Annotated in this window: 27 protein-coding genes; 5 read left to right on the top strand and 22 right to left on the bottom strand. The window is 40.8% G+C overall.

The genetic code is table 11. The features are described from left to right. Nucleotides 1–341: 341 nt before the first annotated feature. A complete protein-coding gene (locus CYJ36_RS11100; protein WP_101567335.1) occupies nt 342–1,169 on the top strand; it encodes an undecaprenyl-diphosphate phosphatase in 828 nt (275 codons plus the stop codon). Nucleotides 1,170–1,248: 79 nt separating this feature from the next. On the opposite strand, the gene glyA is transcribed toward CYJ36_RS11100, so the two are convergent. From glyA to spoIIR, 8 genes are all read right to left on the bottom strand, one after another. After that, nucleotides 1,249–2,484 carry a serine hydroxymethyltransferase gene (gene glyA, locus CYJ36_RS11095; protein WP_101567334.1) on the bottom strand — a complete coding sequence of 412 codons (1,236 nt, stop codon included), beginning with the start codon at nt 2,482–2,484 and terminating at the stop codon, nt 1,249–1,251. Between the two features lie 194 nt (nt 2,485–2,678). Beyond that, nucleotides 2,679–3,251, bottom strand: a complete 573-nt coding sequence (locus CYJ36_RS11090; RefSeq protein ID WP_101567333.1) for a TIGR01440 family protein — start codon at nt 3,249–3,251, stop codon at nt 2,679–2,681. 11 nt (nt 3,252–3,262) lie between these two features. Next, a complete protein-coding gene (rpiB, locus tag CYJ36_RS11085; RefSeq protein ID WP_101567332.1) occupies nt 3,263–3,709 on the bottom strand; it encodes a ribose 5-phosphate isomerase B in 447 nt (148 codons plus the stop codon). A 21-nt stretch (nt 3,710–3,730) separates the two neighbouring features. Continuing rightward, a complete protein-coding gene (locus tag CYJ36_RS11080; RefSeq protein ID WP_101567331.1) occupies nt 3,731–4,180 on the bottom strand; it encodes a low molecular weight protein arginine phosphatase in 450 nt (149 codons plus the stop codon). A gap of 137 nt (nt 4,181–4,317) precedes the next feature. Beyond that, on the bottom strand, nt 4,318–4,878 hold the full coding sequence (locus CYJ36_RS11075) for a manganese efflux pump MntP (RefSeq protein ID WP_101567330.1): 561 nt from the start codon (nt 4,876–4,878) through the stop codon (nt 4,318–4,320). A 76-nt stretch (nt 4,879–4,954) separates the two neighbouring features. Beyond that, a complete protein-coding gene (locus CYJ36_RS11070; protein ID WP_101567329.1) occupies nt 4,955–5,995 on the bottom strand; it encodes an L-threonylcarbamoyladenylate synthase in 1,041 nt (346 codons plus the stop codon). A gap of 163 nt (nt 5,996–6,158) precedes the next feature. After that, nucleotides 6,159–6,602 (bottom strand): hypothetical protein, encoded by a 444-nt coding sequence (locus CYJ36_RS11065; protein ID WP_101567328.1) that lies wholly within the window; start codon nt 6,600–6,602, stop codon nt 6,159–6,161. 84 nt (nt 6,603–6,686) lie between these two features. After that, nucleotides 6,687–7,355 (bottom strand): stage II sporulation protein R, encoded by a 669-nt coding sequence (spoIIR, locus tag CYJ36_RS11060; protein WP_101567327.1) that lies wholly within the window; start codon nt 7,353–7,355, stop codon nt 6,687–6,689. Nucleotides 7,356–8,379: 1,024 nt separating this feature from the next. Here spoIIR and CYJ36_RS11055 point away from each other — a divergent pair. Beyond that, nucleotides 8,380–9,354, top strand: coding sequence for a nuclease-related domain-containing protein (locus CYJ36_RS11055; RefSeq protein WP_101567326.1), 975 nt, complete (start codon nt 8,380–8,382; stop codon nt 9,352–9,354). Between the two features lie 10 nt (nt 9,355–9,364). On the opposite strand, the gene prmC is transcribed toward CYJ36_RS11055, so the two are convergent. Next, nucleotides 9,365–10,231: a peptide chain release factor N(5)-glutamine methyltransferase gene (gene prmC / locus CYJ36_RS11050; protein WP_101567487.1), complete on the bottom strand. Its 867-nt coding sequence runs from the start codon at nt 10,229–10,231 to the stop codon at nt 9,365–9,367. Nucleotides 10,232–10,236: 5 nt separating this feature from the next. After that, nucleotides 10,237–11,307: a peptide chain release factor 1 gene (gene prfA / locus CYJ36_RS11045; protein ID WP_142382702.1), complete on the bottom strand. Its 1,071-nt coding sequence runs from the start codon at nt 11,305–11,307 to the stop codon at nt 10,237–10,239. 97 nt (nt 11,308–11,404) lie between these two features. Here prfA and gloA2 point away from each other — a divergent pair, with 97 nt between their 5' ends. Continuing rightward, nucleotides 11,405–11,818: an SMU1112c/YaeR family gloxylase I-like metalloprotein gene (gene gloA2, locus CYJ36_RS11040; RefSeq protein WP_101567325.1), complete on the top strand. Its 414-nt coding sequence runs from the start codon at nt 11,405–11,407 to the stop codon at nt 11,816–11,818. Between the two features lie 107 nt (nt 11,819–11,925). Then, nucleotides 11,926–12,444 carry a MerR family transcriptional regulator gene (locus tag CYJ36_RS11035; protein WP_101567324.1) on the top strand — a complete coding sequence of 173 codons (519 nt, stop codon included), beginning with the start codon at nt 11,926–11,928 and terminating at the stop codon, nt 12,442–12,444. Nucleotides 12,445–12,480: 36 nt separating this feature from the next. Here CYJ36_RS11035 and CYJ36_RS11030 read toward each other — a convergent pair whose 3' ends face one another. From CYJ36_RS11030 to CYJ36_RS10990, 9 genes are all read right to left on the bottom strand, one after another. Beyond that, nucleotides 12,481–12,891 (bottom strand): hypothetical protein, encoded by a 411-nt coding sequence (locus CYJ36_RS11030; protein ID WP_101567323.1) that lies wholly within the window; start codon nt 12,889–12,891, stop codon nt 12,481–12,483. A gap of 87 nt (nt 12,892–12,978) precedes the next feature. Beyond that, complete coding sequence (locus CYJ36_RS11025) at nt 12,979–13,599, bottom strand: thymidine kinase (RefSeq protein WP_101567322.1); 621 nt, start codon at nt 13,597–13,599, stop codon at nt 12,979–12,981. A 219-nt stretch (nt 13,600–13,818) separates the two neighbouring features. Beyond that, nucleotides 13,819–14,019: a 50S ribosomal protein L31 gene (gene rpmE, locus CYJ36_RS11020; protein ID WP_029283312.1), complete on the bottom strand. Its 201-nt coding sequence runs from the start codon at nt 14,017–14,019 to the stop codon at nt 13,819–13,821. A 133-nt stretch (nt 14,020–14,152) separates the two neighbouring features. Beyond that, nucleotides 14,153–15,436, bottom strand: coding sequence for a transcription termination factor Rho (rho, locus tag CYJ36_RS11015; protein WP_101567321.1), 1,284 nt, complete (start codon nt 15,434–15,436; stop codon nt 14,153–14,155). 372 nt (nt 15,437–15,808) lie between these two features. Continuing rightward, nucleotides 15,809–16,771: a class II fructose-bisphosphatase gene (gene glpX / locus CYJ36_RS11010; RefSeq protein WP_101567320.1), complete on the bottom strand. Its 963-nt coding sequence runs from the start codon at nt 16,769–16,771 to the stop codon at nt 15,809–15,811. A gap of 42 nt (nt 16,772–16,813) precedes the next feature. Continuing rightward, nucleotides 16,814–18,103, bottom strand: a complete 1,290-nt coding sequence (locus CYJ36_RS11005) for a UDP-N-acetylglucosamine 1-carboxyvinyltransferase (RefSeq protein ID WP_101567319.1) — start codon at nt 18,101–18,103, stop codon at nt 16,814–16,816. A gap of 428 nt (nt 18,104–18,531) precedes the next feature. Further along, on the bottom strand, nt 18,532–19,176 hold the full coding sequence (gene fsa, locus CYJ36_RS11000; protein WP_101567318.1) for a fructose-6-phosphate aldolase: 645 nt from the start codon (nt 19,174–19,176) through the stop codon (nt 18,532–18,534). A gap of 119 nt (nt 19,177–19,295) precedes the next feature. Further along, complete coding sequence (locus tag CYJ36_RS10995) at nt 19,296–20,153, bottom strand: class II fructose-bisphosphate aldolase (RefSeq protein ID WP_101567317.1); 858 nt, start codon at nt 20,151–20,153, stop codon at nt 19,296–19,298. Between the two features lie 188 nt (nt 20,154–20,341). Then, nucleotides 20,342–20,713 (bottom strand): response regulator, encoded by a 372-nt coding sequence (locus CYJ36_RS10990; RefSeq protein WP_101567316.1) that lies wholly within the window; start codon nt 20,711–20,713, stop codon nt 20,342–20,344. A gap of 250 nt (nt 20,714–20,963) precedes the next feature. On the opposite strand from CYJ36_RS10990, the gene CYJ36_RS10985 reads away from it, so the two are divergent. Then, entirely contained in the window at nt 20,964–21,503 is a 540-nt protein-coding gene (locus CYJ36_RS10985; protein ID WP_101567485.1) for a DUF2529 domain-containing protein, read from the top strand. 338 nt (nt 21,504–21,841) lie between these two features. Here the strand turns inward: CYJ36_RS10985 and CYJ36_RS10980 are convergent, their stop codons facing one another. The 3 genes from CYJ36_RS10980 to CYJ36_RS10970 all read right to left on the bottom strand — a co-directional run bounded on the left by CYJ36_RS10980 (nt 21,842) and on the right by CYJ36_RS10970 (nt 25,704). Further along, on the bottom strand, nt 21,842–23,446 hold the full coding sequence (locus CYJ36_RS10980) for a CTP synthase (RefSeq protein ID WP_101567484.1): 1,605 nt from the start codon (nt 23,444–23,446) through the stop codon (nt 21,842–21,844). A 282-nt stretch (nt 23,447–23,728) separates the two neighbouring features. After that, on the bottom strand, nt 23,729–24,292 hold the full coding sequence (gene rpoE / locus CYJ36_RS10975) for a DNA-directed RNA polymerase subunit delta (protein WP_101567315.1): 564 nt from the start codon (nt 24,290–24,292) through the stop codon (nt 23,729–23,731). Between the two features lie 323 nt (nt 24,293–24,615). Then, the gene (locus CYJ36_RS10970) at nt 24,616–25,704 is read right to left on the bottom strand and encodes a toxic anion resistance protein (protein ID WP_101567314.1); all 1,089 of its coding nucleotides are present in this window, start codon (nt 25,702–25,704) and stop codon (nt 24,616–24,618) included. Between the last annotated feature and the right edge of the window lie 6 nt (nt 25,705–25,710).

Raw genomic sequence — 25,710 nt, 5'->3', positions numbered from 1 at the left:
GGAGATTTATTTTTAAAATTGAGGTTGGGCGGGTAACAGGTTAAAAATGATGTCCGTGATCTGCTGGCATTTCGCTAGAAACAGGGAAATTATGCAAGTAAATTTATACTCGGATCAAAGAAAAAGATTTGCCAAGTCGCCTGCACTAGTATCGGCCTATCTTTCTGCTTTCTTGTTCTATCCGTGTAATTCCTGTTTTTATCAGTTTATCGAAAAACACATAAAAACCGTTTACACACTTTACCAATTTACATAAAATTCATAGACATCTTTTAATGAAACGTTTAAAATCATCAAAGAGTGAATTGTAAATCGAAATTGTTGAAGAGGTGGATTTAAACTTGAATTTATGGGAGATTTTTGTTGCTGTTGTTTTAGGAATTGTGGAAGGTTTAACGGAATTTGCTCCAGTATCCTCTACTGGACATATGATTATATTTGATGATTTGCTGTTTCAATCTAAAGATCTTTTTGGCGCACCTGTTGCAAATACGTTTAAAATTGTGATTCAGCTGGGATCCATTCTTGCGGTCGTCATTATTTTCAGAGAGCGTTTTATCAGCTTGCTCGGTCTGAAAAAAGAATCAGCTGAAGAAAAACGAACAAAGTTAAAATTAACACAAGTCATCGTAGGTTTGCTGCCTGCTGCTGTTCTTGGTCTTCTATTTGAAGATTATATCGATGAACATTTATTTTCTATCCATACAGTTTTAATTGGCTTAGTAATTGGCGCGTTCTTAATGCTGGCTGCTGATTTCGTTCAGCGCAAAAGAACCATTACAACAGAAACCGTGGATAAAATCACATACAAACAGGCTCTGCTTGTAGGGCTGATCCAATGTTTATCATTATGGCCGGGATTTTCGCGTTCTGGATCGACGATTTCCGGAGGCGTTATGCTTGGCATGAATCATAGAACTGCTTCTGACTTCACCTTCATCATGGCCGTTCCAATTATGGCAGGTGCAAGCGGACTGTCGCTTCTTAAGAATTGGGAGCACTTTACGCTTGACGCACTTCCATTCTTTATTGCAGGTTTTATCAGTGCATTCGTTGTCGCTTTAATTTCTATTCGATTCTTCCTGTCCCTTATCAACAAAATTAAATTAGTGCCGTTTGCCATTTACCGCATTATTTTAGCAGCAGTAATTTATTTTGTCTTTCTATAAGAGAAAAGAGCAAATCCGCTTCATCTGGATTTGCTCTTTTTTCGGTCAAAAAAAGGGCTGAACGAGTCAGCCCAATCTCTTACACATACAAAGAAAACTTAGAAGTTAAAGTTTCTACTCTGCTCTTTGCTTCTTCTAATTTCGCTTCATCTTCAGGGTTGCTGAGTGCAAGACCCATGATCGCAGCGATTTCATCCATATCTTCAAGACCGAAGCCTCTGCTTGTTACAGCAGCAGTACCGATTCGGACTCCGCTTGTGACGAATGGACTTTCAGGATCAAATGGGATTGTGTTTTTGTTCACTGTAATTCCGATATCATCCAGCACTTTTTCAGCTACTTTACCAGTCAGATTCAGAGAACGCACATCAATTAAGATTAAATGATTGTCTGTTCCGTCTGATACGAGCGTTAATCCTTGTTTTTTCAAGCCTTCAGCAAGACGGTTTGCATTAGCAATAATGTTTGCTGCATATGTTTTGAAGTCATCTTGCAAAACCTCTCCAAAGGATACAGCTTTCGCAGCGATGACATGCATAAGCGGTCCGCCTTGAATACCAGGGAAAATCGATTTGTCGATTTTTTTCGCGAATTCTTCTTTGCAAAGAATCATGCCTCCGCGTGGTCCGCGCAATGTTTTATGTGTCGTTGTTGTTACAAAATCAGCATATGGGACAGGATTTTGATGCAAGCCTGTTGCAACTAGTCCTGCGATATGAGCCATGTCTACCATAAAATAAGCACCGACTTCATCAGCGATTTCACGGAATTTCTTGAAATCAATTGCGCGCGGATATGCACTAGCACCTGCAACAATCAGCTTTGGCTTATGTAAGCGGGCTTTTTCTAATACATCTTCGTAGTTAATGCGATGTGTTTCCTGATCGACGCCGTATTCAACGAAATTGTACTGAACGCCGCTGAAGTTAACAGGACTTCCGTGTGTTAAGTGTCCGCCATGGGATAAATTCATTCCAAGAACTGTATCGCCCTGTTCAAGGATTGTAAAGTAGACAGCCATATTTGCCTGTGCACCTGAGTGAGGCTGCACGTTAACATGCTCTGCACCGAAAATTTCTTTTGCACGGTCTCTTGCAATATTTTCTACAACATCCACATGCTCACAGCCTCCGTAATAACGGCGGCCAGGATAGCCTTCTGCATATTTGTTCGTTAGGACTGAACCTTGTGCTTCCATTACCGCTTCTGTAACAAAGTTTTCAGAAGCAATTAATTCAATCTTTGTGCGCTGACGCAGTAATTCATCTTGAATGGCTTCAAATACACTTGTATCCTGCTTGCTTAAATGTTTCATGCTAAAGAATCCCCCTATCGATTTCATCCGATTTTGCAGACAATTTTCACATTCATTTCACTTTCATTGTACACGTTCATACTCAAGATTGTAATAGATTTGTGTATTTTTTTCATCAAAAATCTCTGCTTTCAGGAAAATAGCACTAAAAAACCGAATGAAATATCACACTCGATTTTTAATGTTCGTTTTTATTATGTGCATTTTTTATTTTCTTCCATACTTGCATAAACCGCGCGTTCCCCGCCAATCAGTTTAGGACGCGTCTTAGCCATTGTCACGCGGGCATGTCCAACCTGATTAACCGAGCTTCTGACTGGAACCGCTACATGCTTTAAATGCATGCCAATAAAGGTATCCCCGATATCAATGCCCCCGTCTGCCTTAATAAACTCAACCACAACCGGGTCTTTGAAATTTGAAAAGGCATATGTCGCCATTGCCCCGCCCGCTGTTCGGACCGGCGTCACAGTGACCGCTTCCAGACGATTTCGCACTGCTGTTTCCCGCTCTACAACAAGTGCCCTGTTTAAATGTTCGCAGCATTGAAACGCAAGGTCAGCATTCGTTCTATCCTGAAAAGCTTTCAATTCTGAAAAAATCATCTCTGCTGCTTCAACCGTACCGGCAGTTCCGATTTTTTCTCCAATCACTTCACTCGTACTGCACCCAATTACAAACACATGGCCTGCCTGAAAAGAAGATTGCTCTTCTAAATCTGTTAGCATAGTACGCAGCTGGTTCTTCCAATCATGAATGGTTGTCATTTCCCTCACCCTTATTGGTGTTTTTGTTCAATTTCCGAAATTTTGTTGACACGGGTTTCATGTCTGCCGCCTTCAAACTCGGCAGTAAGCCATATCTTAGCAATTTCCCGAGCCAGACCTGGGCCAATAACGCGCTCTCCCATTGCAAGCATGTTACTGTTATTATGCTCTCTTGTTGCTTTTGCACTGAACGTATCGTGCACAAGTGCACATCGAATACCTTTCACTTTGTTGGCAGCGATGCTCATGCCAATTCCGGTTCCGCAAATAAGAATGCCACGGTCAAAATCCCCGCTTGCTACTTTTTCTGCCACCGGTAAAGCATAGTCAGGGTAATCAACGGACGTTTCGCATTCACATCCAAAATCCTCATATGCTATATTCATTTCTTCCATAAGCTGCTTGATTTCTTTGCGGAGATTCAGGCCGCCGTGGTCAGAAGCGATTGCAATTTTCATTTTCAAACCCTCCAGGTATCCTTAGTTTTTCAGTTTTTTTATAAGAAGCGTAATCATTTTTTCTAATTCTTCACGCGTCATTCTGTAAGTCTCAAGTGAACCGCCATAAGGGTCCATCACATCGACCCGTTCATATTCATCTTCAGACACAAATTCAGACAAGGTGAAGGTTTTTTCGATAGCTTGAGGATACCGTTGAAAAATAAGCTCTTTATGGCTTTCCGTCATTGTTAAAATGTAAGTTGCCCAGCGGATTTGCTCTTCATTCAAAAGAGACGATCTGTGATTGCAAACGATTCCTTTTTCATCCAAGGCTTGCTTTGCATGAAGTGAAGCATCACTGCCATCGCTTGCAAATACGCCTGCAGACCGGACAGAAAGATGATCATTTTCTTTCATATGATTTAACAATGCTTCAGCCATCGGGCTTCTGCATGTATTTCCAGTACAAACAAAAAGAACATTTATCATCAATCTTCCTCCTTTGTTTCATTATAATCCAAATGCTGTCCGGAAAATAGTGATTGAAACAGCGCTCAGGCAGATTTCCCACAGAATTTTTCCGGGAAAATAAAAAACAGGCCATGACTCGGACCTGTTATCCTCTATTATATTGGAAAAATCAGTTTCAGTCCAAAACCGAGAAGGATGCTTCCCCCAAGGGCTTCACCGTATGTACCAAGCCAGTTTTGTGCCCTTCTTCCGATCAGCAGACCAATCCAGGTCAAGACCATGCTTACGATTCCAAACAACGCAATTGTCAGGAACGTTCTTGCTCCGTAAATTCCTAAGCTTAGTCCTACTGAAAAACTGTCCAGACTTACGCTTAGTGCAAAAAAAAGCAATCCAAAGCCTACAGGCGTAATCATCGGTTCATTCTCTTTTTTAAATGAAGCAAAAATCATTTGTACGCCAAGTACCATTAACAGGGCACCGCCTGCGATTGTAGCAATATTACCGAATGTACTTGATAGAACTTTTCCTATCCACATGCCGGCAAGCGGCATCCATATATGAAATAATCCGATGGTTAGTCCGATATAGAAAATTTGCCTTAACCGAAGTTTAATCAGTCCCATTCCAAGTCCAACTGAAAAAGCATCCATTCCAAGTGCAAATGCCATCATAAATAATGTAATCAGTTCCCCAATCAATGCCTCTATATTCATTGCCAAGCCTCCTCGGACACGCCTCATTCAAACTTATGCACGTCCGAGTTTGCTTAGAACATTTTGAAAGCTTATCTTATTCCTTCACAATCCGATGTCCGGCCGCCTTCAATAGCCGATTCATGACCGCTTGTCCAACACCTTCACTTGTAAAACTTTCGCTGTAAATACAATCCACATCTGCTTCATCAAATTTGCGCAGCACCTCATATAATCCGGCAGCGACTGACTGCATATCCCTCCTGCTTCCGCAAATGAAAACGACATCTGCCTGATAGCTTTCAGCCTGTTCTGCCGTTGCAAGCACTCCTACTTTTTTCCCTTCACTCTTAGCGGAATCAATTACTTCTTGAAAAAATGACAAAGACCCTTCAATGATGGTTAATGAAGCTTTCGGGGCATAATGTGTATATTTCATTCCAGGTGATTTTGGAGTATGTCCTTCATCTATTAAAGCCTGATCGACTTCCACTTTGCCGACCAGCTCTTCAAGCTGCTCTTTGGTGACTCCGCCTGGCCGCAATATGACCGGAAATCGCTGTGTGCAATCCAAGACAGTAGATTCCACACCTACGCCAGTCGCACCGCCATCTAAAATTCCAGCAATCCTTCCATCTAAATCATCAAACACATGCGCGGCGCGTGTGGGACTCGGTTTGCCGGAGAGATTCGCGCTTGGTGCAGCAATCGGCAAATCTGCCTCTTTAATTAAGGCAAGTGCTAATGGATGATCGGGCATTCGCACGGCAACTGTATTCAATCCAGCTGTCACCCGATCGGATAAACCCGTTCTTTTAGGCAAAACAAACGTAATCGGTCCTGGCCATAACACATCTATTAACTTTTCCACATATTCAGGAACATCTGAAGCAATTTCATACAGCTGTTCTTTCGTTGCAATGTGGACAATCAGTGGATTGTCACTCGGTCTTCCCTTAGCTTTATAAATTTTACCCACAGCCTCATCAGACCTTGCATTTGCACCAAGGCCATAAACAGTCTCTGTTGGAAATGCGACAACTTCATTCTTCATTAATAAAGCTGCTGCCTGTGCAATTTGTGGATAACTTAAGGATAAGTCGTTTGAATTATCCACAATCCAAACTTTTGTTTCCATATTCATAACTCTCCTGTCTAACATGTGAATAACTTTGTTTTTCCCGACCTTTTCTTTCATTCCTCATGAAAGTATAAAAGATGACCCCAAATAAAACAAGCTTTATCCACAAATTGTGGATAAAGCTTGAGATTCGGTGGATAACTGTGTGGATATAAGCGCATCAGGATGTTTTTACCATTACAACTGCTTGCTCCTTCTCCAATGACTCTTTAAAATGTGCTGATGTTAATAAATGTTCTGGAATCTCTTCATGATCGATTGATTGAAAGCCGATCAGCTGCAAGAATTCGATGGAATTTTTTTTATTTGTCACTAAATAACTGCCTATTAATCCTTTTTCCTTGCCTAATGCATGTACACTTTCAAACAAGGAAAGGAGATGAGCCTGATTAATATTTTCAGAGACGACAAGTGAGCGCAGCAAACCATCGCCATTAACAGGTTCAATTCCAAGACTTGCGACCATTGCATCTACATCACTTTCCATGACGACAAAATATTCAACAATGCTCTCGATTCCATCAGAGCTTAATCCCGCTTTTTCGATAAATGATTTTAGAGCTTGTACATCTTTTTCCTCTGCAATTCGTAATTGATAAAACATCATTTCACCCCGTTTTTCTTTTCTACTTCAAATCTATGAGGTGAAATGAGATTTATTCCGAATTACTAGGAAGTTAAGACTTTTTCATGAAAACAAATTCGTAAACCATTCAACCAGAAAGAATTTCACTTCCACTTCTTCTTTGTCTTCCTCTTCATCCACAATGAGGGCACTTAGCTCTTCAGACGTTTTTTGGGGAGAAGTGCTTTTGTCCTCTTCTTCTAACTCTGCTGCCTGAACAGCCTGTCCGTTAGAAAAGTCAAGGAAACATAGAGGCGGGAACAGCACACACCACCAGTTGGCGCCTTTACCCTCACCAAGAGTAATCAAGATTGCCTCATACTCACCTGCAGGATAAATATAACTGCCATACATCTTTGTCGGAAAACTGACATTATCAAAATCAACGCCGAACTTCTGCTCCTGGTTCTCTTTCACTAAAACGGACTGGACGATCTTTTCAATCTCCGGAAGTCTTGACTGAATTAATTCCCGTGCTGCTTCTATTGAAGTAAGTTTTTCAACCCACACTGTAATTTCCTTATTTACTTCATCACGGATCTTGCGTTTCAAAGCCTGATCCTGTTCTGAATCACTGTTTGCAAGAATTCGAAGCCGAATCGCCTCTTCAGGAATCACAACCGGCTCTGTATTCTGCTGCGCACTCGTCATAAGCGGTTCTTTATATACGTTCAATAATGCTCCAAGTAATAGTAATAAAATATATATAAATGCCATTTGCTGTTTCTTCATATCCCTCACCATCCCCTTCTAGGAATCAGTATGGACAGGGATTTTGTTTCTTAAACTAGTTTCTTATATAAAAAACTATTAATCTAGTTTTGGATTATTGCGATTTGATAATGAAAGTATGCTTTTCGATAATTGAATTAGGGGTTTCGCTAATAAAAAGGGATTTCTGATAATGAAAGACTGGTATTTGATAATTGGACCGAGTTTGAACGTTGAATTATGATCTGTGCGTGAAAATCAATACGGTAAAGACGGAATGGATAAATTCTTTCTAATAAGTGCGGACTTTGCGCTTTTGTCACGTGATTTCACGCTGATTTTGCGATTTGATAATAAAAGGACACTTTTTGATAATTGAATTGGGGATTTCGCTAATCAAAAGGGCATTTCCGATAATGAAAGACTGGTATTTGATAATTGGACCGAATTTGAACGTTGGCCTATGGTCTGAACGTGAAAATCAGCGTGTCTGTTCCAGTGCTGTAAAGACGAAATGGATAAGTTCTTTCTAGTAAGTGCGGACTTTGCGCTTTTGTCACGTGATTTCACCCTGATTTTGTGATTTGATAATGAAAGTATGCTTTTCAATAATTGAATTAGGGGTTTCGCTAATAAAAAGGGATTTCTGATAATGAAAGACTAATTTTTGATAATTGGACCAAGTTTGAACGTTGGCCTATGGTCTGAACGTGAAAATCAGCGCGTCTGTTCCAATACGGTAAAGACGAAATGGATAAATTAGTAAGTGCTGACTTTGCGATTTGATAATGAAAGAGCACTTTTTGATAATTGAATCAAGGGTTTCGCTAATAAAAGGGCATTTCCGATAATGAAAAACTGATTTTTGGATTGGACCAAGTTCCAACGCTAATTTGTGGTTGTGCTTGAAAATTGAATTTTCTGCTAGCATGTGCAAGGAAATTTAACTTTTTCATTTTATTTAATAATTTTAATTTGAGCTATTTCAAAGGATTTTCAATTTTTACAGAGAATCTAGAAACGAAAAAACGAAAGGAGCCGTTCATTGATAAAAAAACCGTTTGAAATTCCTATTACAATCAGAAAATTAGAAGCATTATTACGGCGCTTACCTGTAACCTATCCTGGCAGAACCAAAATTGAAGAGGAGCTCGCTAAAAAGAAAGCTGGATATCGAGGTGAAAGGTCGATTGAATATTATATAAATCATTTTCCAGATAAAGAATTTCTCTTTTTTTATAATTTGAGGCTGCCACAAGATGAATCTTATTATTTCCAATTGGATATTCTCCTTTTGACGAGCCGTTATCTTATCATTCTAGAAGTAAAAAACATGAGTGGAACATTGTGTTTTGACCAAACGTATCATCAGCTTATCCGAACAATTGGGTCAAAGGATGAAGCCTTTCCTGATCCTATTCAGCAAGTCAATCGACAGCAAACGTGTCTTCAGCAATGGCTTGCCTCAAATCACTTTTCAAAAATCCCAATATATTCTTTTGTTGTCATCAGCAACCCCTCTGCCTATATAAAATCTATTCCTAGCTATTCAGATACTGTTATAAAGAAAGTCATTCATGCAGCATTGCTTCCTGAAAAAATAGAATCTATTAATCGGCTCAAACATGAAAGCATTTCATCAAAAGAACTTAATAAACTTTCACGCGTTTTATTAAAGCAGAACGCCCCTCAAGATAAAGATGTTCTTTCCCAATTTGGAATTCATTCATCTAACTTACTGACAGGTGTAGCCTGTCCAAAATGTTCTAATCTGCCAATGATAAGAATTCATGGATGCTGGGAATGCCCTGAATGCAAAAAAATCAGTAAAGATGCCCACAACCAAGCTTTAGTTGATTATGCACTTTTACTATCCACCTCTATCTCAAACAATGAGGTTTGCAGCTTTCTTCATCTCTCAAATCCCTCAATTGCAACGAGGATTCTTAAGCAGCAAAACCTTAACCACTCCGGTTCCTACCGCCACCGCAAATACCACCTCACCTCTCCAAACAAATAAAAACGCCTCATTACTGAGACGTTTCATCCACAACAGCAAATACCATGCGATCTTTGCCATTTATATCGTATTTTACTTCTGCATCTGCATGAGGAAGTTTTTCCAATAGAAGAGCTTTCACATCTTCACCTTGTCCGGCTCCAACTTCAAATGCAATAAGGGCACGTTCTTTGATGACGAGAGGAATTTCCTCGGCAAGTCTGCGGTAGAAATCCAGTCCGTCTTCTCCTCCAGCGAGTGCGCGGAGCGGTTCATGATCCTTCACAACTGGAGACAGCTCCAAAATATCGGCATTTGGAATGTAAGGCGGATTAGAAACGACAACATCCAGCTTTTTGCCGCTGCTTAGAATTGGCATTAGCAAATCTCCATGCAAGAACTGAATGTCCGCTCCAAGATTTTTAGCGTTTAACTCCGCAACATCTAGTGATTCTTGTGCAATATCGATCGCACTCACCTTAAAAACGGAATTCTCCAGAGCAAGTGAAATCGCGATGGCACCGCTGCCTGTCCCAATATCAGCTGCTTCCACTTCAGTGTATCCGCTGAATAAGCTTTTTGCCTTTATCAAAATACCTTCAACAAGTTCCTCTGTTTCGGGACGCGGAATGAGAACTTCTTTATTGACTATAAACGAACGGCCGTAAAATTCTTCGGTTCCGATCATATGCTGAACAGGAACTCCGTCTGCATGACGGTTTACATCTGCTTTGAAGCTTTCCCAGGTTCCAGCAGGAAGTTCTGTTCTCAGATTTGCCAGCATCTCAGCTCGGCTCATGTTTAAGTGGTGGCGAAGAAGAAGTTCTCCCGCATTGTGATCTCGTTCTGCCTCTGCCAAAAAAGAAGAAGCCCGCTTCAGGGCTTCATAGACCATAATCACGGTTACTGTCCTGCCTGATCAAGTCTGCTCGATTGATCTTCTACGATTAGAGCATCAACGAACTCATCAAGCTTTCCTTGTAAGATCTGATCGAGCTTTTGGATTGTAAGGCCAATGCGGTGGTCTGTTACACGATTTTGCGGGAAGTTATACGTGCGGATCCGTTCTGAACGGTCACCAGTACCGACAGCAAGTTTTCTCGTTTGATCATATTCAGCTTGTGCTTCTCGCTGAAATTTATCATAAACGCGTGCGCGCAATACTTTCATTGCTTTTTCTTTGTTTTTGATTTGGGATTTTTCATCCTGACATGATACGACTGTTCCAGTTGGAAGATGCGTTAAGCGCACTGCTGACATAGTCGTGTTAACACTTTGTCCGCCTGGTCCGCTTGATGTAAATGTATCGACACGGATGTCTTTTTCATGAATTTCGATTTCAACTTCTTCTGCTTCAGGCAAGCAGGCGACAGTTGCTGTTGATGTATGAATTCTTCCGCCTGATTCTGTTTCAGGAACGCGCTGTACACGGTGTGCTCCATTTTCGTATTTCAATTTGGAGAATGCGCCTCTTCCGTTAATCATGAAAATGATCTCTTTGTAGCCGCCGACACCTGTTGAGTTTGCTTCCATCACTTCCGTTTTCCAGCCTTGTGCTTCAGCGAATCGGCTGTACATGCGGTACAGGTCGCCAGCAAATAATGCTGCTTCATCTCCGCCCGCTGCTCCGCGGATCTCCATAATAACGTTTTTATCGTCATTCGGGTCTTTTGGAACTAGAAGGATCTTCAAACGCTCAGCAAGCGCTTTTTCCTGGGCCTGAAGCTCTGAAAGCTCTTCTTTGACCATGTCGCGCATGTCTGCATCAAGCTTGTCATCAAGCATCACTTTAGCATCATTAATCTGTTCTTTGACAGATTTATATTCACGATATACTTCAACTGTTTCTTGCAGATCAGATTGTTCTTTTGAATATTCACGAAGCTTTTTAGAATCGTTGATAATATCAGGATCCATTAAAAGCCCATTTAATTTTTCATAGCGGTCTTCCACTGATTGTAAGCGATCTAACACGTTATTCACCTCAATTTTCGTCCATAACGTTATAATTATAGTATAGGTTACTCTAAGCGTCAAAAGCAAATTGAGCCAGAAAGAAAGGCAGGAAATTATGAAAATCAATCATGTTCATCATGTTGCCATTATTTGTACAGATTATGCTGTCTCAAAAGACTTTTATGTAAATAAGCTTGGCTTTGAAGTCATCCATGAATTTTACCGGGCGGAACGGGATTCTTATAAACTGGACTTGGCTGTTGGAGATCATATTCAAATCGAGCTTTTTTCTTTTCCATCTCCTCCAGAACGTCCAACCCGGCCTGAAGCAGCAGGCCTAAGACACCTTGCATTTTCAGTTGAAGACATCGCAGAAGCAGTCAAACACTTAAATAGTCACGGGATCGGAACAGAAGAAATCCGAATTGATCCCTTTACAAACAGACGCTTTACTTTTTTTCAGGATCCCGATGGATTGCCGCTTGAGCTATATGAGGATGACGTCGAAAAAACGGGTCACAATTCGTAAAATCCGCACTTTCTTTGCCGAATTCATTCTTCTTTTGTCTATGCAGAAGGGAACCGTATCTCCTTTATCGAAAAGGTAGCTTACTCATGTATCAAGGGGGATTTTAGATGAATACAAGCGAAGTCGCAAAGTTATTAGGTGTTTCGCCCAAAACCGTACAGCGCTGGGTGAAGCAGCTGAATTTGCAGATGGAACGCAATGAACTCGGCCATTATTTGTTTACGGATGAAGATATCAGCACCCTCAGAGATATAAAAGAACAATTAAATCAAGGCATTTTGTTTCAGGAAGTGAAGGTCGCTGAAAAGAAGCCAGCAAGAAAAGGACTGGTTAAAGCGGATGCTCAAGAAAAAATTCCAGCATTTCAAGAGATTCTGCAAAAACTAGCGGAGCTTGATCAAAAGGTGAACAGCAAAGCGGATGGGGTTGTTTCTTACCAGCTTCTGCAGCATCGCAGAGAGATTGAGGAACTAAACGGCCGCATTGCTGAACTAGAATCTAAAATTGAAAGTTTAGAGAAGCAAAAAGAAAAGCATCCAAAAGAGCAGGCGCTTGTTTTTGACCATAGCTCCATTCCTAAAAAGCAAAAACGCAGAAATCTGATCAGCTCCATTTTCAGCTTTTAGCCGAAGCAAAAACTCGTTTACTCAGAAACGAGTTTTTTATTTTGAATCAAGATTCACTTTAATATCATAGCGCGGAATGATATTCTGCATTTTTGTTTGAAGCTCTGCCTGCTTCTTTTGTTTTTCATCCTGTGTGAGTTCTTTATCAGATGCTACATCCACCCTAATTGTATTTCCATTCATCGTGACGTTGTCGATTTTAAGTGACTTATCATTCCGGATCGCTTCTTGAAGCTTATCCATTTCATCTTCGTTTTGCTCACGGTTTTTTGACAGATTTAAAAAATTGGGGTTCTGCTCCGTTGTTCCGCGTTCATTTGATACACCTTCTCCTGTTTGTTTCAGCTCACTGCCTTTATGAGACTCAGGCTGAATTTCAGACTGCTTGCTTGGGTTGGCACAGCCTCCCAATAGAAGAATAAAAACGATGATCCATCCTGCTTTCATTATGAACACCTCCACTTATAAGGTGCCCTTTTTAGCATGAAATATAAAAAAAGCTGTCCGAAAGATTGCCGGCAGCTCTTGTATCACTTATATGTTAGGTGTTTCCTGCTCATTCAGTACTGTTTTTGCAGGCTTTTCCGGGACCTCATGATGATGGCGGCATCTAGGCTCGTATGACTCAGATGCTCCGACCAGAATGATCGGGTCATTATAGGATGCTGGTTTGCCATTAATCAGCCTTTGTGTCCGGCTTGCAGGTGATCCGCATACAGAGCAGACAGCCTGAAGTTTCGTCACTAGCTCAGCAACAGCCATTAATGCCGGCACAGTGCTGAATGGTTCCCCTCTGAAATCTTGATCAAGACCTGCAGCAATAACGCGGTAGCCTTGATTTGCAAGTGTTGTTATGACGTCCACTATATCTTCATCAAAAAATTGAACCTCATCAACTGCGATGACGTCAGTTTCTGGTGTAATGTATTTAAAAAGATCACTTGAAGAGGCAACGGCGTGACTGATCATCGCAGTTCCATTATGTGAAACAACCTCTTCATCGCTGTACCGATTATCAATGGCAGGCTTAAACACCTTGACTTCTTGTTTAGCAAATTGTGCACGGCGCACTCGTCTGATTAACTCTTCTGATTTGCCAGAGAACATGCTTCCGCAGATGACTTCAAGCCACCCGCTCTGTTTCATTACATACATGAAAACGGCCTCTCCCTTCAATGTCTAGATTATTTCTATGGTTGAGCGCCCTTTTTGACGTCGTAAAATAAACCGTACTAGTTTATGCAGTATCGTGTCATTCCATATGTAAAAGTGTTCGTTCCACTCTTATTATGGCTGTATTTTCCATTATTTAGCGCGAATTGGCGTAAAAAAACAGGCAAGACAGATATCTTGCCTGTTTCCTTGAATCTATAATTATTTAAGACCGTATTTTTTGTTGAAGCGATCAACACGACCGTCAGCAGAAGCGAATTTTTGACGTCCTGTGTAGAATGGATGGCACTCAGAACAAACCTCGATGCGCACCTCGTCTTTTACAGAACCAGTTTCAAATTCATTTCCACAAGCACATTTAACCATAACTTTTTTGTAGTTAGGATGTATAGCTGCTTTCATTCCGTTTCATCTCCTTCCGCCCTGAATCGTTTGTCGAAACAGAGTTATCAATTCCAGAAGATTGACTTCCGGAAAAGCACATAAAAAAATTATAACAAGCTTCCATTTTTTTTGCAACATCTAGTTCAGGAATTTATAATCGTTTTCCAGAAACTCCCGCTGCCTTCCATTCGGCATCAAGAATGCTGAAGAATTCTTCATTGGATTTTGAATTCCGTAATTTTTTAAGGAACTTTTCAGCAAAGTCAGGTGTATCAGACATCGACTTGCGAATCGCCCAAAGCTTCTCAAGGTGATCTCTAGGAATCAGCAATTCTTCCTTACGTGTGCCAGAACGGCGAATATCAATCGCTGGGAAAATGCGTTTTTCAGCAAGAGAACGGTCAAGATGAAGCTCCATGTTGCCTGTTCCTTTAAATTCTTCGTAGATTACATCGTCCATACGTGAACCTGTATCTACTAAAGCTGTTGCAAGAATCGTCAAGCTGCCGCCTTCTTCAATGTTTCTTGCTGCACCGAAGAATCGTTTCGGACGGTGAAACGCTGCAGGATCGATCCCTCCTGATAGCGTTCGGCCGCTTGGCGGAATAACTAGGTTATAAGCACGCGCAAGACGCGTAATGCTGTCCATCAAGATGATAACGTCTTTCTTATGCTCAACAAGGCGCATGGCACGTTCAAGTACGAGCTCAGCCACTTTTATGTGATTTTCTGGAACTTCATCGAATGTTGAGCTGACAACATCTCCTGCTACTGAACGTTCAATATCCGTTACTTCCTCTGGACGCTCGTCAATCAGAAGGACGATTAATTCGGCTTCAGGGTGATTCGTTGTCACACTGTTGGCGATTTCTTTTAAAAGCATGGTTTTACCAGCTTTAGGCGGTGCTACAATCAATCCGCGCTGTCCAAATCCAACAGGTGCAATCACATCCATGATACGTGTTGAAAGATCATTAGGTTTTGTTTCAAGGATGATTTGTCTATTCGGATACAGTGGTGTTAAGGCTGGGAAATGGACTCGCTCTTTCGCAGATTCAGGGTCATCCCCGTTCACTGCTTCTACATGCAGCAATCCATAATAGCGTTCGTTTTCTTTTGGAGGACGAACTTTACCAGACACCTTGTCCCCATTTCTCAGATCAAAACGGCGGATTTGTGAAGCTGAGATATAAATGTCTTCAGAGCTTGGAGAATAATTGATTGGTCTTAAGAATCCAAATCCTTCAGATTGAATAATTTCAAGAACGCCTTCCATGAACAATAAGTCCTCTTGTTCAGCGTTCGCTTTTAAAATGGCAAAGATCAATTCTTTTTTTGTCAGTTTACTGTAATATGAAATTTTATAATGACGCGCAAGTTCATATAATTCTTTTAATTTCATATGTTCGAGATTGGAAATTGAAACCTCGCTCATGTCAACACCACACTTTATACATAATAAAAAACGTTGTTCTTCCATCTATATTTGTGAAAAAAACAAGCTAAAGGATCAGATATAGAGAAGAAAAAGAAGATAAGCTTGAAGTAGGAAAAGCAGTGTGAAAGAAAATCTTTCATTTACGCAGCACTCTTTAGTTTTACCTTATTTGATGAATTTAATCAATATATTTCATGCAATGAAATGATTTTGAAATATATGATTTCCCCTATAAAATCAACTTAAAAAAGAAGCGAGCAGCCGAAGCCGCTCTGCTTTTTTCTATAAATGACCTGAATTAATATAGATCAAGGTTCTTTGAATTACTAAATAAGCAAACACGCTGTGTGAACGGCTTATTTTCTTCTATCATTTCATTACAAGATTTGGCTTTTTGCTTAAGCTGTGCGTTCCGTCAATAAAACGGACCGTGCCTGATTTTGCACGCATAACAAGTGATTGTGTTGTTCCGATTGAAGCCTTGAACTGGACACCTTTCAGCAGTTCTCCGTCTGTAACGCCTGTTGCTGCAAAAATAGCGTCTTCTCCTTTGACGAGATCTTCCATACGAAGCACTTTGTTTACATCAAGACCCATTTTTTCGCATCTTTCACGTTCTTCATCATTTTGCGGGAGCAGCTTGCCTTGAATTTCTCCTCCAAGACACTTAAGTGCAACAGCAGCAAGAACTCCTTCAGGCGCTCCTCCAGAACCAAATAGAATATCAACACCTGTATGGTCAAATGCTGTATTAATAGCCCCGGCAACATCACCGTCATTGATTAGTTTAATGCGTGCTCCTGCCTCACGAAGCTCCTTAATGATATGCTCGTGACGTTCGCGATTTAAGATCGTTGCCACAACATCTTCAATGTTTTTGTTTTTTGCTTTCGCAACTGCTTTTAAGTTATCGATGATCGGAGCATCTATATCAATGCAGCCTACTGCTTCAGGCCCTACAGCAATCTTGTCCATGTACATGTCAGGCGCATTAAGAAGATTACCATGGTCGGCAATAGCTATAACAGCCAAAGCATTCCAGCCTCCTGAAGCAACGATGTTTGTACCCTCGAGCGGGTCAACAGCTACGTCAACACGAGGCCCATAGCCTGTCCCAAGCTTTTCTCCGATATAAAGCATTGGCGCTTCGTCCATTTCGCCTTCGCCTATCACAACCGTTCCCTTCATAGGAATTGTATCAAATACGTCTCTCATCGCTGATGTTGCAGCGTCGTCGGCTTCGTCTTTTTTGCCTCTCCCCATCCAGCGTGCAGAAGCAAGTGCTGCAGCCTCCGTTACACGAACTAGCTCCATTGATAAACTTCTTTCCAATGATAGTTCCTCCCCATAGATCCCCAGTTGTGAATTTTTATTTTATGAATTTTGTAATTGTTCGATTTCCTGCTCTGTTAATTTTTCACGCCAAATCGTAGCGCCAAGGCTGGTTAATTTTTCTTCCAGCTGACTGTATCCCCGGTCTATATGTTCCAGACCTGTTACTTCTGTGACACCTTCTGCAATTAGTCCCGCTGCAACCAGTGCTGCTCCAGCACGCAGATCGCTTGCCTTCACTTTCGCACCTTGGAGCTTTGTCGGACCTGTGATGATGGCTGATCTGCCTTCGACTTTTATCTTTGCCCCCATACGGCGCAGTTCATCAATATGCTTAAATCGGGCAGAATAGATTGTATCTGTGACAACGCTTGTCCCAGTAGATTTTGTCAGCAGAGATGTAAATGGCTGCTGCAGATCTGTCGGAAATCCTGGATAAACAAGTGTTTTGATATCAACAGATTTTAGTTCCTTCTGGCCGCCTACTATCCAAATCTGATCATTATTTGTTTCAACATGTATACCCATCTCTCTGAATTTTGCAATGAGAGATTCAAGATGAAGTGGAATGACGTTATCAATCAGCACTTCCTGTCCCATGGCAGCACCAATAATCATATACGTTCCAGCTTCAATCCTGTCCGGAATAATAGAATGTCTGCAGCCATGCAGATTTTCAACGCCATCAATACGGATTACGTCTGTTCCGGCACCTTTGATCTTTGCCCCCATGCTTGAGAGAAGGGTAGCAACATCAATTATTTCCGGCTCTTTTGCCGCATTTTCAATAATTGTCTGGCCTTTGGCAAGAACAGCTGCAAGCATAATGTTAATAGTTGCCCCGACGCTTACAACGTCTAAATATATGCGGGCACCTCTTAATTCCTCTGCACGCAAATAAATGGCACCCTGTTCATTTGTTACCTTTGCCCCAAGTGCCTCGAAACCTTTAATATGCTGATCGATTGGGCGCGGCCCAAGGTGACATCCGCCCGGCAAGCCAATGACTGCTTTTTTAAACCGGCCGAGCATGGCTCCCATCAAGTAATACGAAGCACGCAATTTCTTCACTTTTCCGCTTGGCAGAGGCATAGAAATCATGTCAGCAGGATTCACATACATTTCGTTGTTCTTAAATTCAGCTGTCCCTCCGATTTCTTCAAGCAGCCCTTTAAGAATATGTACATCTGAAATGTCAGGCAAGCCTTCAATGGTTACAGGTGTTTGAGCCAAAATGGTGGCAGGGATTAATGCTACCGCACTATTCTTAGCGCCGCTTATATTAACCGTACCTTTTAACGGATATCCGCCTGCAATTTTCAATTTTTCCATGATAGTCTCCTTTCTCAGGGAAGTTGACTTTTTCAAGAGTTATGAAAGTATAACATTTAGCGCATTGATGTCCAGCTCGGGTCGCCTGTGCTAATCGGGCGCTTGCGCTTTTCTTGTAAAAAGCCATCGTGTTATGAGATTAAAATGGTGGATCTATAAAAAAGCTATAACGTATTGGAACTGTGAATGTAAAGAGATTCAAAAAAAGATCCCTTTCAAACAAATATTTTCCATTAATGAGACAAAGAATACAAGTTCAAGTTTTTTTTCTTTTGTCTATTAAGACATATGAATTTTTTTTGTTTACCCGTTTTATATTAAGAGGCCGTTTTTGCAGGGGAAATGATAAGCGCTTGGAAGGTTCTTAATTTAAGAGACAAATGGCAAGCACTATGCTTGCCATTCTTTTATTCTATAGTCATTGCAATCTATTGTTTGCGATTGTTCCAGTCTGCTAAAAACTTTTCAATTCCTTTATCTGTCAGCGGATGCTTGCATAGCTGATTAATGACATTGAATGGGATGGTCGCAATGTGTGCACCGTGAAGAGCTGCTTCTGTCACGTGCATTGGATGTCTGATGGATGCTGCAATGATTTGAGACTCAATTCCATGAATATCAAACATTTCCGAAATCGTCGAGATCAGTTCCATGCCATTTTGTCCGATATCATCAAGACGCCCCACAAACGGTGATACATAAGTTGCGCCTGCTCTAGCTGCAAGCAATGCCTGATTAGCATTAAATATTAACGTAACATTGGTTTTAATTCCAAGGTCGGTTAATGCTTTAACAGCCTTTAAACCATCCGGAGTCATTGGCACTTTAACTGTAATATTTGATGCAATCTCAGCTAATTCCTTGCCTTCTTCAATCATTTCCTCTGCCTTTAAGGAAATAACCTCTGCACTGACTGATCCAGAAACAATATCCGTTATTTCTTTTAAGCGATCATGAAAGGATACGTTTTCTTTCGCAACTAAACTTGGGTTCGTTGTTACACCGGATAAAATCCCAAGAGATTGTGCTTCTTTAATTTCTTCGACATTTGCAGTATCGATGAAAAATAACATTCTGCCATCCTCCTAAGATATCAGAAAAATTTAACTTGTTTACGCTTACTTCCGTTTGAAAGAGAAACCGCCTTGTCGTTTCATATTTGTATCAAAGGCGGTTTTATTTTTTTGAAAAATTAAGCTCTGCCTGCAGAACCGAATTCTTTCATTTTGCCTGCAACTGTTGCTTTAATAGCATCGCGGGCTGGGCCTAAATATTTACGTGGATCATATTCATTAGGCTTAGCTGCTAATGTTTCGCGAACAGCTTTAGCAGAAGCAATTTGGTTTTCAGTGTTAACGTTGATTTTAGCTGTACCAAATGAGATGGCTTTTTTGATATCGTGTGTTGGGATACCAGTTCCGCCATGAAGTACTAACGGCATGCCAGTAGCATTTCCGATTTCTTCCATCTCTTTGAAGCCTAAGTTAGGCTCGCCTTTGTAAGGACCGTGTACAGAACCTAATGCAGGTGCTATGCAGTCAATACCAGTGCGTTTTACCATTTCTTCGCACTCTTTAGGATCAGCGTAAATAACGCCTTCAGCAATTACGTCGTCTTCCTGTCCGCCAACTGTTCCAAGCTCAGCTTCAACAGAAACACCTTTTGAATGAGCATAGTCCACAACTTTAGCAGTTGTTTCAATGTTCTCTTCAAATGGGTGGTGAGAAGCGTCAATCATTACAGATGTAAAACCAGCATCGATTGCTTCTTTACATTTGTCAAAGCTTGAACCATGATCAAGATGAATCGCAACCGGTACAGTTACGTTCAAGTCTTCCATTAGTCCTTCTACCATTTTAACCACAGTTTTGAAGCCGCTCATGTAACGTGCAGCACCTTCAGAAACACCTAGGATAACTGGTGACTTTTCTTCTTCAGCAGCTTGAAGAATCGCTTGAGTGAACTCAAGGTTGTTCAGGTTAAATTGACCTACAGCGTAACCCTCGCTTTTTGCTTTATTCAACATTTCTGTCATTGATACTAAAGGCATGTCGAAATATCCTCCCTATGCAGCTAATTTGCTAAACCGAAAAGCTTACGTAACATCTAGCATGACCAGAACGATTGCATTATATGTAATCTGATGAAATGATAAACAAGCTTTTCTCAATCACTAGCATACCAACTTATGAGAAAAACGGCAACTTTTCGACATTAATCTGAATATTCTAATATAATTTAGTTTGATCGGATCGGAAGGTACTTTCTAACAGCATCACGAATCTCATCTATATCAAATGGTTTGGCGAAATGTGTAAGCGCGCCAAGGTCTTTCGCTTCTTGAATCATATCAAGCTCCCCATAGGCAGTCATAATGATAACGCGGATATCAGGCTCAACTACTCTCATTCTTTTTAGGATTTCAATCCCATCCATTCCAGGAATTTTCATATCAAGAAGAACTAAATCTGGAGATTGCTTATCTACAATCTCAAGCGCCTGAAAGCCATTTGCTGCTTGAAATGTCTGATACCCCGCTTTTTGGAAAACTTCATTTAACAATATTCGGATTCCGTACTGATCGTCCACGATTAATATTTTCTCATTCATGTTCCTGCACCTCTTCATTTTAGGATTATATAGCAAAACTACCGTTTAACTTCTATTTCGATGGAAACAGTCTAGTGCTTCCTACCCTAGTATAAGGCAGTTCGCTAAATCATACGATAGTTATTCGGCTCTTCGCATTCTTATTCCTGCTGGTTTTGAAAGATCTTTATCGACAAATTCTGAACGCAGATGTTAGGAGATCTCCTTTCAATTCGTTATAATTATGGATGTAAAGGAGTGTTTTTTTGATATGATGAAAATATTTATGACTCAATTAAATGGCCACTTTAACCGGATTCAAGAGCAAGAAGAGCTTGCGATAGAAGACGGAGCAAGACTGCTCGCCCAAGCTGCAGTCGGAAGCGGCACAATCTATATACATGGCTATGGCGAGCTTCACGGGATTGTCGATGAAGCGATTCTTAGCTCTGAACCGCTTTCCTCTGCAAAGCCATTATTTTCAGAAGACGGCACGATAAACAAGCTGACAGATGCAGACCGTGTCTTACTGATCACTCATCGATCAAATGACCAAGAGGCAATAGAGCTTGCTGAAAAGCTTCGCGAATTAGGGATTGGCACTGTTGGCGTATCGTGCTTTTTGAAGGACGAAAAGAACCGGCTAGATGAGCTCGTAGATGTACATATTGATTCAAAGCTTAAAAAAGGGCTGATTCCTGATGAAGATGGAAGCCGCTACGGTTACCCAGCTTTAATGACATCCCTTTTTGTCTATTATGCGCTGAGCTTTACGCTAAAGGAAATATTGAGTGAATATGAGGAAGAGTAAATGGTAAACTGTTGAATTATGCGTAAGTAAAAATGCGCAGATTACCATTCGGATAATTACACTCCTATTTCGGACAGTAAAACCTGGTTTCTGGGAAAATATACTGGCCCTGAGCGGATAGTAAAAGGAACATCTCGGATAGGAAGCCTGAAAATTTAGTATTCCTTGGTGCTTCCAAAGCTTAAAAATGAGCGTTTTTACATGTGTGAGGATAGTAACTGACTAAAGGAATCTAGTAACGATTTCTGACATAGATGTTTCACATTTTGTATTTGTATTAGCTCTCCATAGCGGGACAAAAAAACCTGACAGATTCCTGTCAGGTTTTTTGCCATTCATTATTTTTCAGAAGCCATTAATGATGCATTCACAAATTCACGGAATAATGGCTGCGGTCTAGTTGGTCTTGATGTGAATTCCGGATGGAACTGGGAAGCCACGAACCAGGGGTGATCTTTTAATTCGATAATTTCTACAAGTCTGCCGTCAGGGCTTGTACCTGAGAAGATGAATCCTGCGTCTTCCATTGCTTGACGGTATTCATTGTTGAACTCATAGCGATGACGGTGGCGCTCATAGATTACTTCATCCTGATATGCTTCAAATGCACGTGATGAAGGATCAAGCTTAGCCGGGTAAAGTCCAAGACGAAGTGTGCCGCCAAGGTCCTCGATATCTTTTTGCTCTGGAAGCAAGTCGATAATCGGGTATGGTGTTGCAAGATCAAGCTCAGATGAATGTGCACCCTGCAGTCCAAGAACATTGCGTGCATATTCAATTGAAGCTACTTGCATGCCAAGACAGATTCCGAAGAATGGAACTTTGTTTTCACGCGCATATTGAGTTGCAAGGATTTTGCCTTCTACGCCGCGATCGCCGAAGCCGCCTGGTACAAGGATTCCATCTACATCAGAAAGAAGCTCATCTTTGTTTAACGCTGTTACTTCTTCTGCATTTATCCATTTGATGTTGATGTCTGCATCGAATGCATAGCCTGCATGACGCAGCGCTTCAACAACTGAGATATAAGCATCTTGAAGCTCTACGTATTTTCCGACAATTGCAATGCGAACTGTTTTTGACAGGTTCGTAACTTTTTGAACAAGCTCGATCCACTCTGACATTTCCGGTTCGCGTGATTCAAGCTTCAAATGATCGCATGTGATTTGATCAAGGTGCTGTTCTTGAAGAGCCAAAGGAATTGAATAAAGAGTATCCGCATCACGGCATTCAATAACAGCATTTGTATCAATATCACAGAATAATGCAATCTTGTCCTTCATGTCTTGAGAAATTGGCATTTCTGTACGAAGAACGATCACGTTTGGCTGAATGCCTAAGCTTCTTAGTTCTTTAACACTGTGCTGTGTCGGCTTTGTTTTCATTTCACCGGCAGCTTTGATGTAAGGAACAAGTGTACAGTGAATGTACATAACATTGTCACGGCCAATGTCACTCTTCATTTGACGGATTGCTTCGAGGAATGGAAGTGATTCAATATCCCCTACTGTTCCGCCGATTTCTGTAATGACGACGTCTGCGTTTGTTTCTTTTCCTGCACGGAATACACGGTCTTTGATTTCATTAGTGATGTGAGGGATAACCTGAACCGTTCCCCCAAGGTAGTCGCCGCGGCGTTCTTTCTTAAGGACAGAAGAATAAATTTTACCAGTTGTTACGTTGCTGTATTTATTTAAATTAATGTCGATGAAACGCTCATAGTGTCCAAGGTCAAGGTCTGTTTCAGCGCCGTCGTCTGTTACGAAAACCTCACCGTGCTGATAGGGACTCATCGTTCCCGGGTCCACGTTGATGTATGGATCAAACTTTTGGATTGTCACCTTTAATCCTCTGTTTTTAAGCAAGCGTCCAAGAGAAGCTGCTGTGATCCCTTTTCCAAGTGAGGACACAACGCCTCCTGTAACAAAAATATACTTTGTCATATGTTCTTCTTCTCCCTTCAAATGATGTATAAGATTAATGTGCACAAAAGAAAACATTCCCAATCGAATGGGAACAATATATCTTTTATATGTTTTGTCAGGGGGTCTTTCCATCTCCTGAAAATAGGAAAAGCGCATAAGCCGCCTTAAGCTCCGGCTGAACTGCGCATATAAAATAAGAAAGCTCCCTTGCGCGTTGCGAAAGGGAGCATGGTATATATAAACCAATGGTATAGCTTTTAAAGAGCCCAAATAAGATTCTACCTAGTTGAAACTAGAAAGTCAAGGTGATTTATCCTCTTCCTCATCATCTTCATCCAGTGCATCCTCATCCAAGTCTTCATCATCTTCATCAATCTCAAAGTCATCATCTTCAATGACTTCTTCGATATCATCATCCAGATCATCATCGTCGTCATCAAGATCATCATCTGCATCATCTGCATCATCTTCATACTCTTCGACATCATCGTACTCTAATTCCTCTTCATCCACTTCATCAAAATCGTCAACATCAAGATCCTCATCAACCGCTTTTTTCGCTTTTTTCTTCTTAGGTTTTGCGACTGGAACAACCTCTTCTTCGATTTGTTCATATGGGTACCAGCTGCGCAGACCCCATGTATTTTCCCCAACACAAATATAACGTCCATCAATATTTAAATCTGTGTAAAATTGAGAAATTTTATCTTCAACCTGACTTTTAGACAGACCAATGATATCACTGATTTCTTTTACCAAATCTTTAAAAAGATATGGCGTTCTTTTTTCTGCCATAATGTCGTATGCAACTTCAATCATCGACATTTCTTTAAGCTGTTCCTTAGAATATTCTGCAATACTCAATTGGAGGCACTCCCTTTCTAGTCGTTCATCTATTTTAGATTAAGAATTTCGGATAATAATTGCAAGCTTCCGAACCTTATGTAATTCGAGTCATACCATTCATTATAAACAAATTCTAACACTTTATGCTACCTTAATCTTTATCCTTCTAATAAATCAGTATATTTTTCAAATTTTCTATTAAAAGGCTATTCTCGTTAAGGTTTATTTTACGCTGCAGTGAGGTTTCATGCTCTTTTTCTAATAAATCGGCAAAAATGATAAAATGAGCTAGATATTAGTCTAAACAATTTTCATAGAAAAACCCGGAGTTTATCCGAGTTTTAGCGGCTGTTTTTGATTAGTTTAAAGTTATTTTGCAGCTCTTCAAGACGTACACGGCCTTGTTCGCGAAGCTGTTTATTCTCGTCTTCAATTGCTTTTGTTTCCTGCATCCCTTTTAAAATAATGCTCCATGTTTCCTCAATCGTTTCGATTTTAATACTCGGACTGCCTGAGAGTCTTGCAATATCTACACTTTGTTTTGAAATGTTCTGAGCATTTTTGATGAGCATTTCATTTGTCCGTTTTTCAAGCTCATTCATCGAATCTGCCACAAGTTTTTGTCTTTTGGCAGCAATCGCGTTGATTAAGCCTGTTTTAAAGATTGGAATGGTTGTGACAAAGGCAGAATTGATTTTCCCGATCAGCTTCGTGTTTCCTCTTTGAAGCAGGCGAATTTGCGGTGCTGACTGATAGGCTACTTGCTTCGCAAGCTCCAAATCATACACTCTTTGTTCAAGCACTTCTACTGCATTGCGCATCGTATCAAGCTCCATTTGTGCAAGCTGATCACCAGATGCGGCTTTGCTTTCTAATGCCGGCAGCTGCTGCTTTAGCTCAGCAGCTTTCATGTCGCCGGCTACGATATATTTTTCGAGTTCCATGTAATACTGGAAGTTTTGTTCATATAACTGTTCAAGCGTATTTGTTGTTCGTTTCATTTCATCTTCGTATTTTACGATTTCCGTGTAAACTTTATCAATTTCCCCGCCCATAGTCTGGTACTTCGACATGATTTTCTCAACCATCTTTTGACCGCGGTTAAAGATTTTTTTCATGAAGCCTTTTTCTTCTGCAAAATCCTTAGGGTCAAATCGGTCCATAATTTTGCCCAGATGCTTAAGGAGCGCGCTTGATTCTTCCATGCTGCCCGACTGCATCGTATTTAGTATTTTTCCTGAAAACGAAGAAATTTCATTCGCAGGTGCTTTTCCATATTCAAGCATGCCCACTTGGTTGCGGTAATCAATCATTTCAGCAAGCTTTTGAACTTCTGGCTCCTTTTGAAGCTGGAGCTTCATATTATTAGGTCCTTGCTGCAAGACCTCTTCCATTTGATCAACTTTACTGAGTCCCGGTACTTGAGACATAATCCT

This window comes from Bacillus sp. UMB0893 (assembly GCF_002858905.1).
Taxonomy (GTDB): domain Bacteria; phylum Bacillota; class Bacilli; order Bacillales; family Bacillaceae; genus Bacillus_P.
This window is presented reverse-complemented; position numbering and strand designations above follow the sequence as displayed.

What these genes read in the sequence shown, in the direction of transcription:
- glyA (WP_101567334.1), bottom strand. Translation starts at nt 2,484, where the DNA reads ATGAAACATTTAAGCAAGCAGGATACAAGTGTATTTGAAGCCATTCAA.
- CYJ36_RS11090 (WP_101567333.1), bottom strand. Translation starts at nt 3,251, where the DNA reads ATGACAACCATTCATGATTGGAAGAACCAGCTGCGTACTATGCTAACA.
- rpiB (WP_101567332.1), bottom strand. Translation starts at nt 3,709, where the DNA reads ATGAAAATTGCAATCGCTTCTGACCACGGCGGCCTGAATCTCCGCAAA.
- CYJ36_RS11080 (WP_101567331.1), bottom strand. Translation starts at nt 4,180, where the DNA reads ATGATAAATGTTCTTTTTGTTTGTACTGGAAATACATGCAGAAGCCCG.
- CYJ36_RS11075 (WP_101567330.1), bottom strand. Translation starts at nt 4,878, where the DNA reads ATGAATATAGAGGCATTGATTGGGGAACTGATTACATTATTTATGATG.
- CYJ36_RS11070 (WP_101567329.1), bottom strand. Translation starts at nt 5,995, where the DNA reads ATGGAAACAAAAGTTTGGATTGTGGATAATTCAAACGACTTATCCTTA.
- CYJ36_RS11065 (WP_101567328.1), bottom strand. Translation starts at nt 6,602, where the DNA reads ATGTTTTATCAATTACGAATTGCAGAGGAAAAAGATGTACAAGCTCTA.
- spoIIR (WP_101567327.1), bottom strand. Translation starts at nt 7,355, where the DNA reads ATGAAGAAACAGCAAATGGCATTTATATATATTTTATTACTATTACTT.
- gloA2 (WP_101567325.1), top strand. Translation starts at nt 11,405, where the DNA reads ATGAAAATCAATCATGTTCATCATGTTGCCATTATTTGTACAGATTAT.
- CYJ36_RS11035 (WP_101567324.1), top strand. Translation starts at nt 11,926, where the DNA reads ATGAATACAAGCGAAGTCGCAAAGTTATTAGGTGTTTCGCCCAAAACC.
- CYJ36_RS11030 (WP_101567323.1), bottom strand. Translation starts at nt 12,891, where the DNA reads ATGAAAGCAGGATGGATCATCGTTTTTATTCTTCTATTGGGAGGCTGT.
- CYJ36_RS11025 (WP_101567322.1), bottom strand. Translation starts at nt 13,599, where the DNA reads ATGTATGTAATGAAACAGAGCGGGTGGCTTGAAGTCATCTGCGGAAGC.
- rpmE (WP_029283312.1), bottom strand. Translation starts at nt 14,019, where the DNA reads ATGAAAGCAGCTATACATCCTAACTACAAAAAAGTTATGGTTAAATGT.
- rho (WP_101567321.1), bottom strand. Translation starts at nt 15,436, where the DNA reads ATGAGCGAGGTTTCAATTTCCAATCTCGAACATATGAAATTAAAAGAA.
- CYJ36_RS11005 (WP_101567319.1), bottom strand. Translation starts at nt 18,103, where the DNA reads ATGGAAAAATTGAAAATTGCAGGCGGATATCCGTTAAAAGGTACGGTT.
- fsa (WP_101567318.1), bottom strand. Translation starts at nt 19,176, where the DNA reads ATGTTATTTTTCATCGATACTGCAAATGTCGAAGAAATTAAAGAAGCA.
- CYJ36_RS10995 (WP_101567317.1), bottom strand. Translation starts at nt 20,153, where the DNA reads ATGCCTTTAGTATCAATGACAGAAATGTTGAATAAAGCAAAAAGCGAG.
- CYJ36_RS10990 (WP_101567316.1), bottom strand. Translation starts at nt 20,713, where the DNA reads ATGAATGAGAAAATATTAATCGTGGACGATCAGTACGGAATCCGAATA.
- CYJ36_RS10985 (WP_101567485.1), top strand. Translation starts at nt 20,964, where the DNA reads ATGATGAAAATATTTATGACTCAATTAAATGGCCACTTTAACCGGATT.
- CYJ36_RS10980 (WP_101567484.1), bottom strand. Translation starts at nt 23,446, where the DNA reads ATGACAAAGTATATTTTTGTTACAGGAGGCGTTGTGTCCTCACTTGGA.
- CYJ36_RS10970 (WP_101567314.1), bottom strand. Translation starts at nt 25,704, where the DNA reads ATGTCTCAAGTACCGGGACTCAGTAAAGTTGATCAAATGGAAGAGGTC.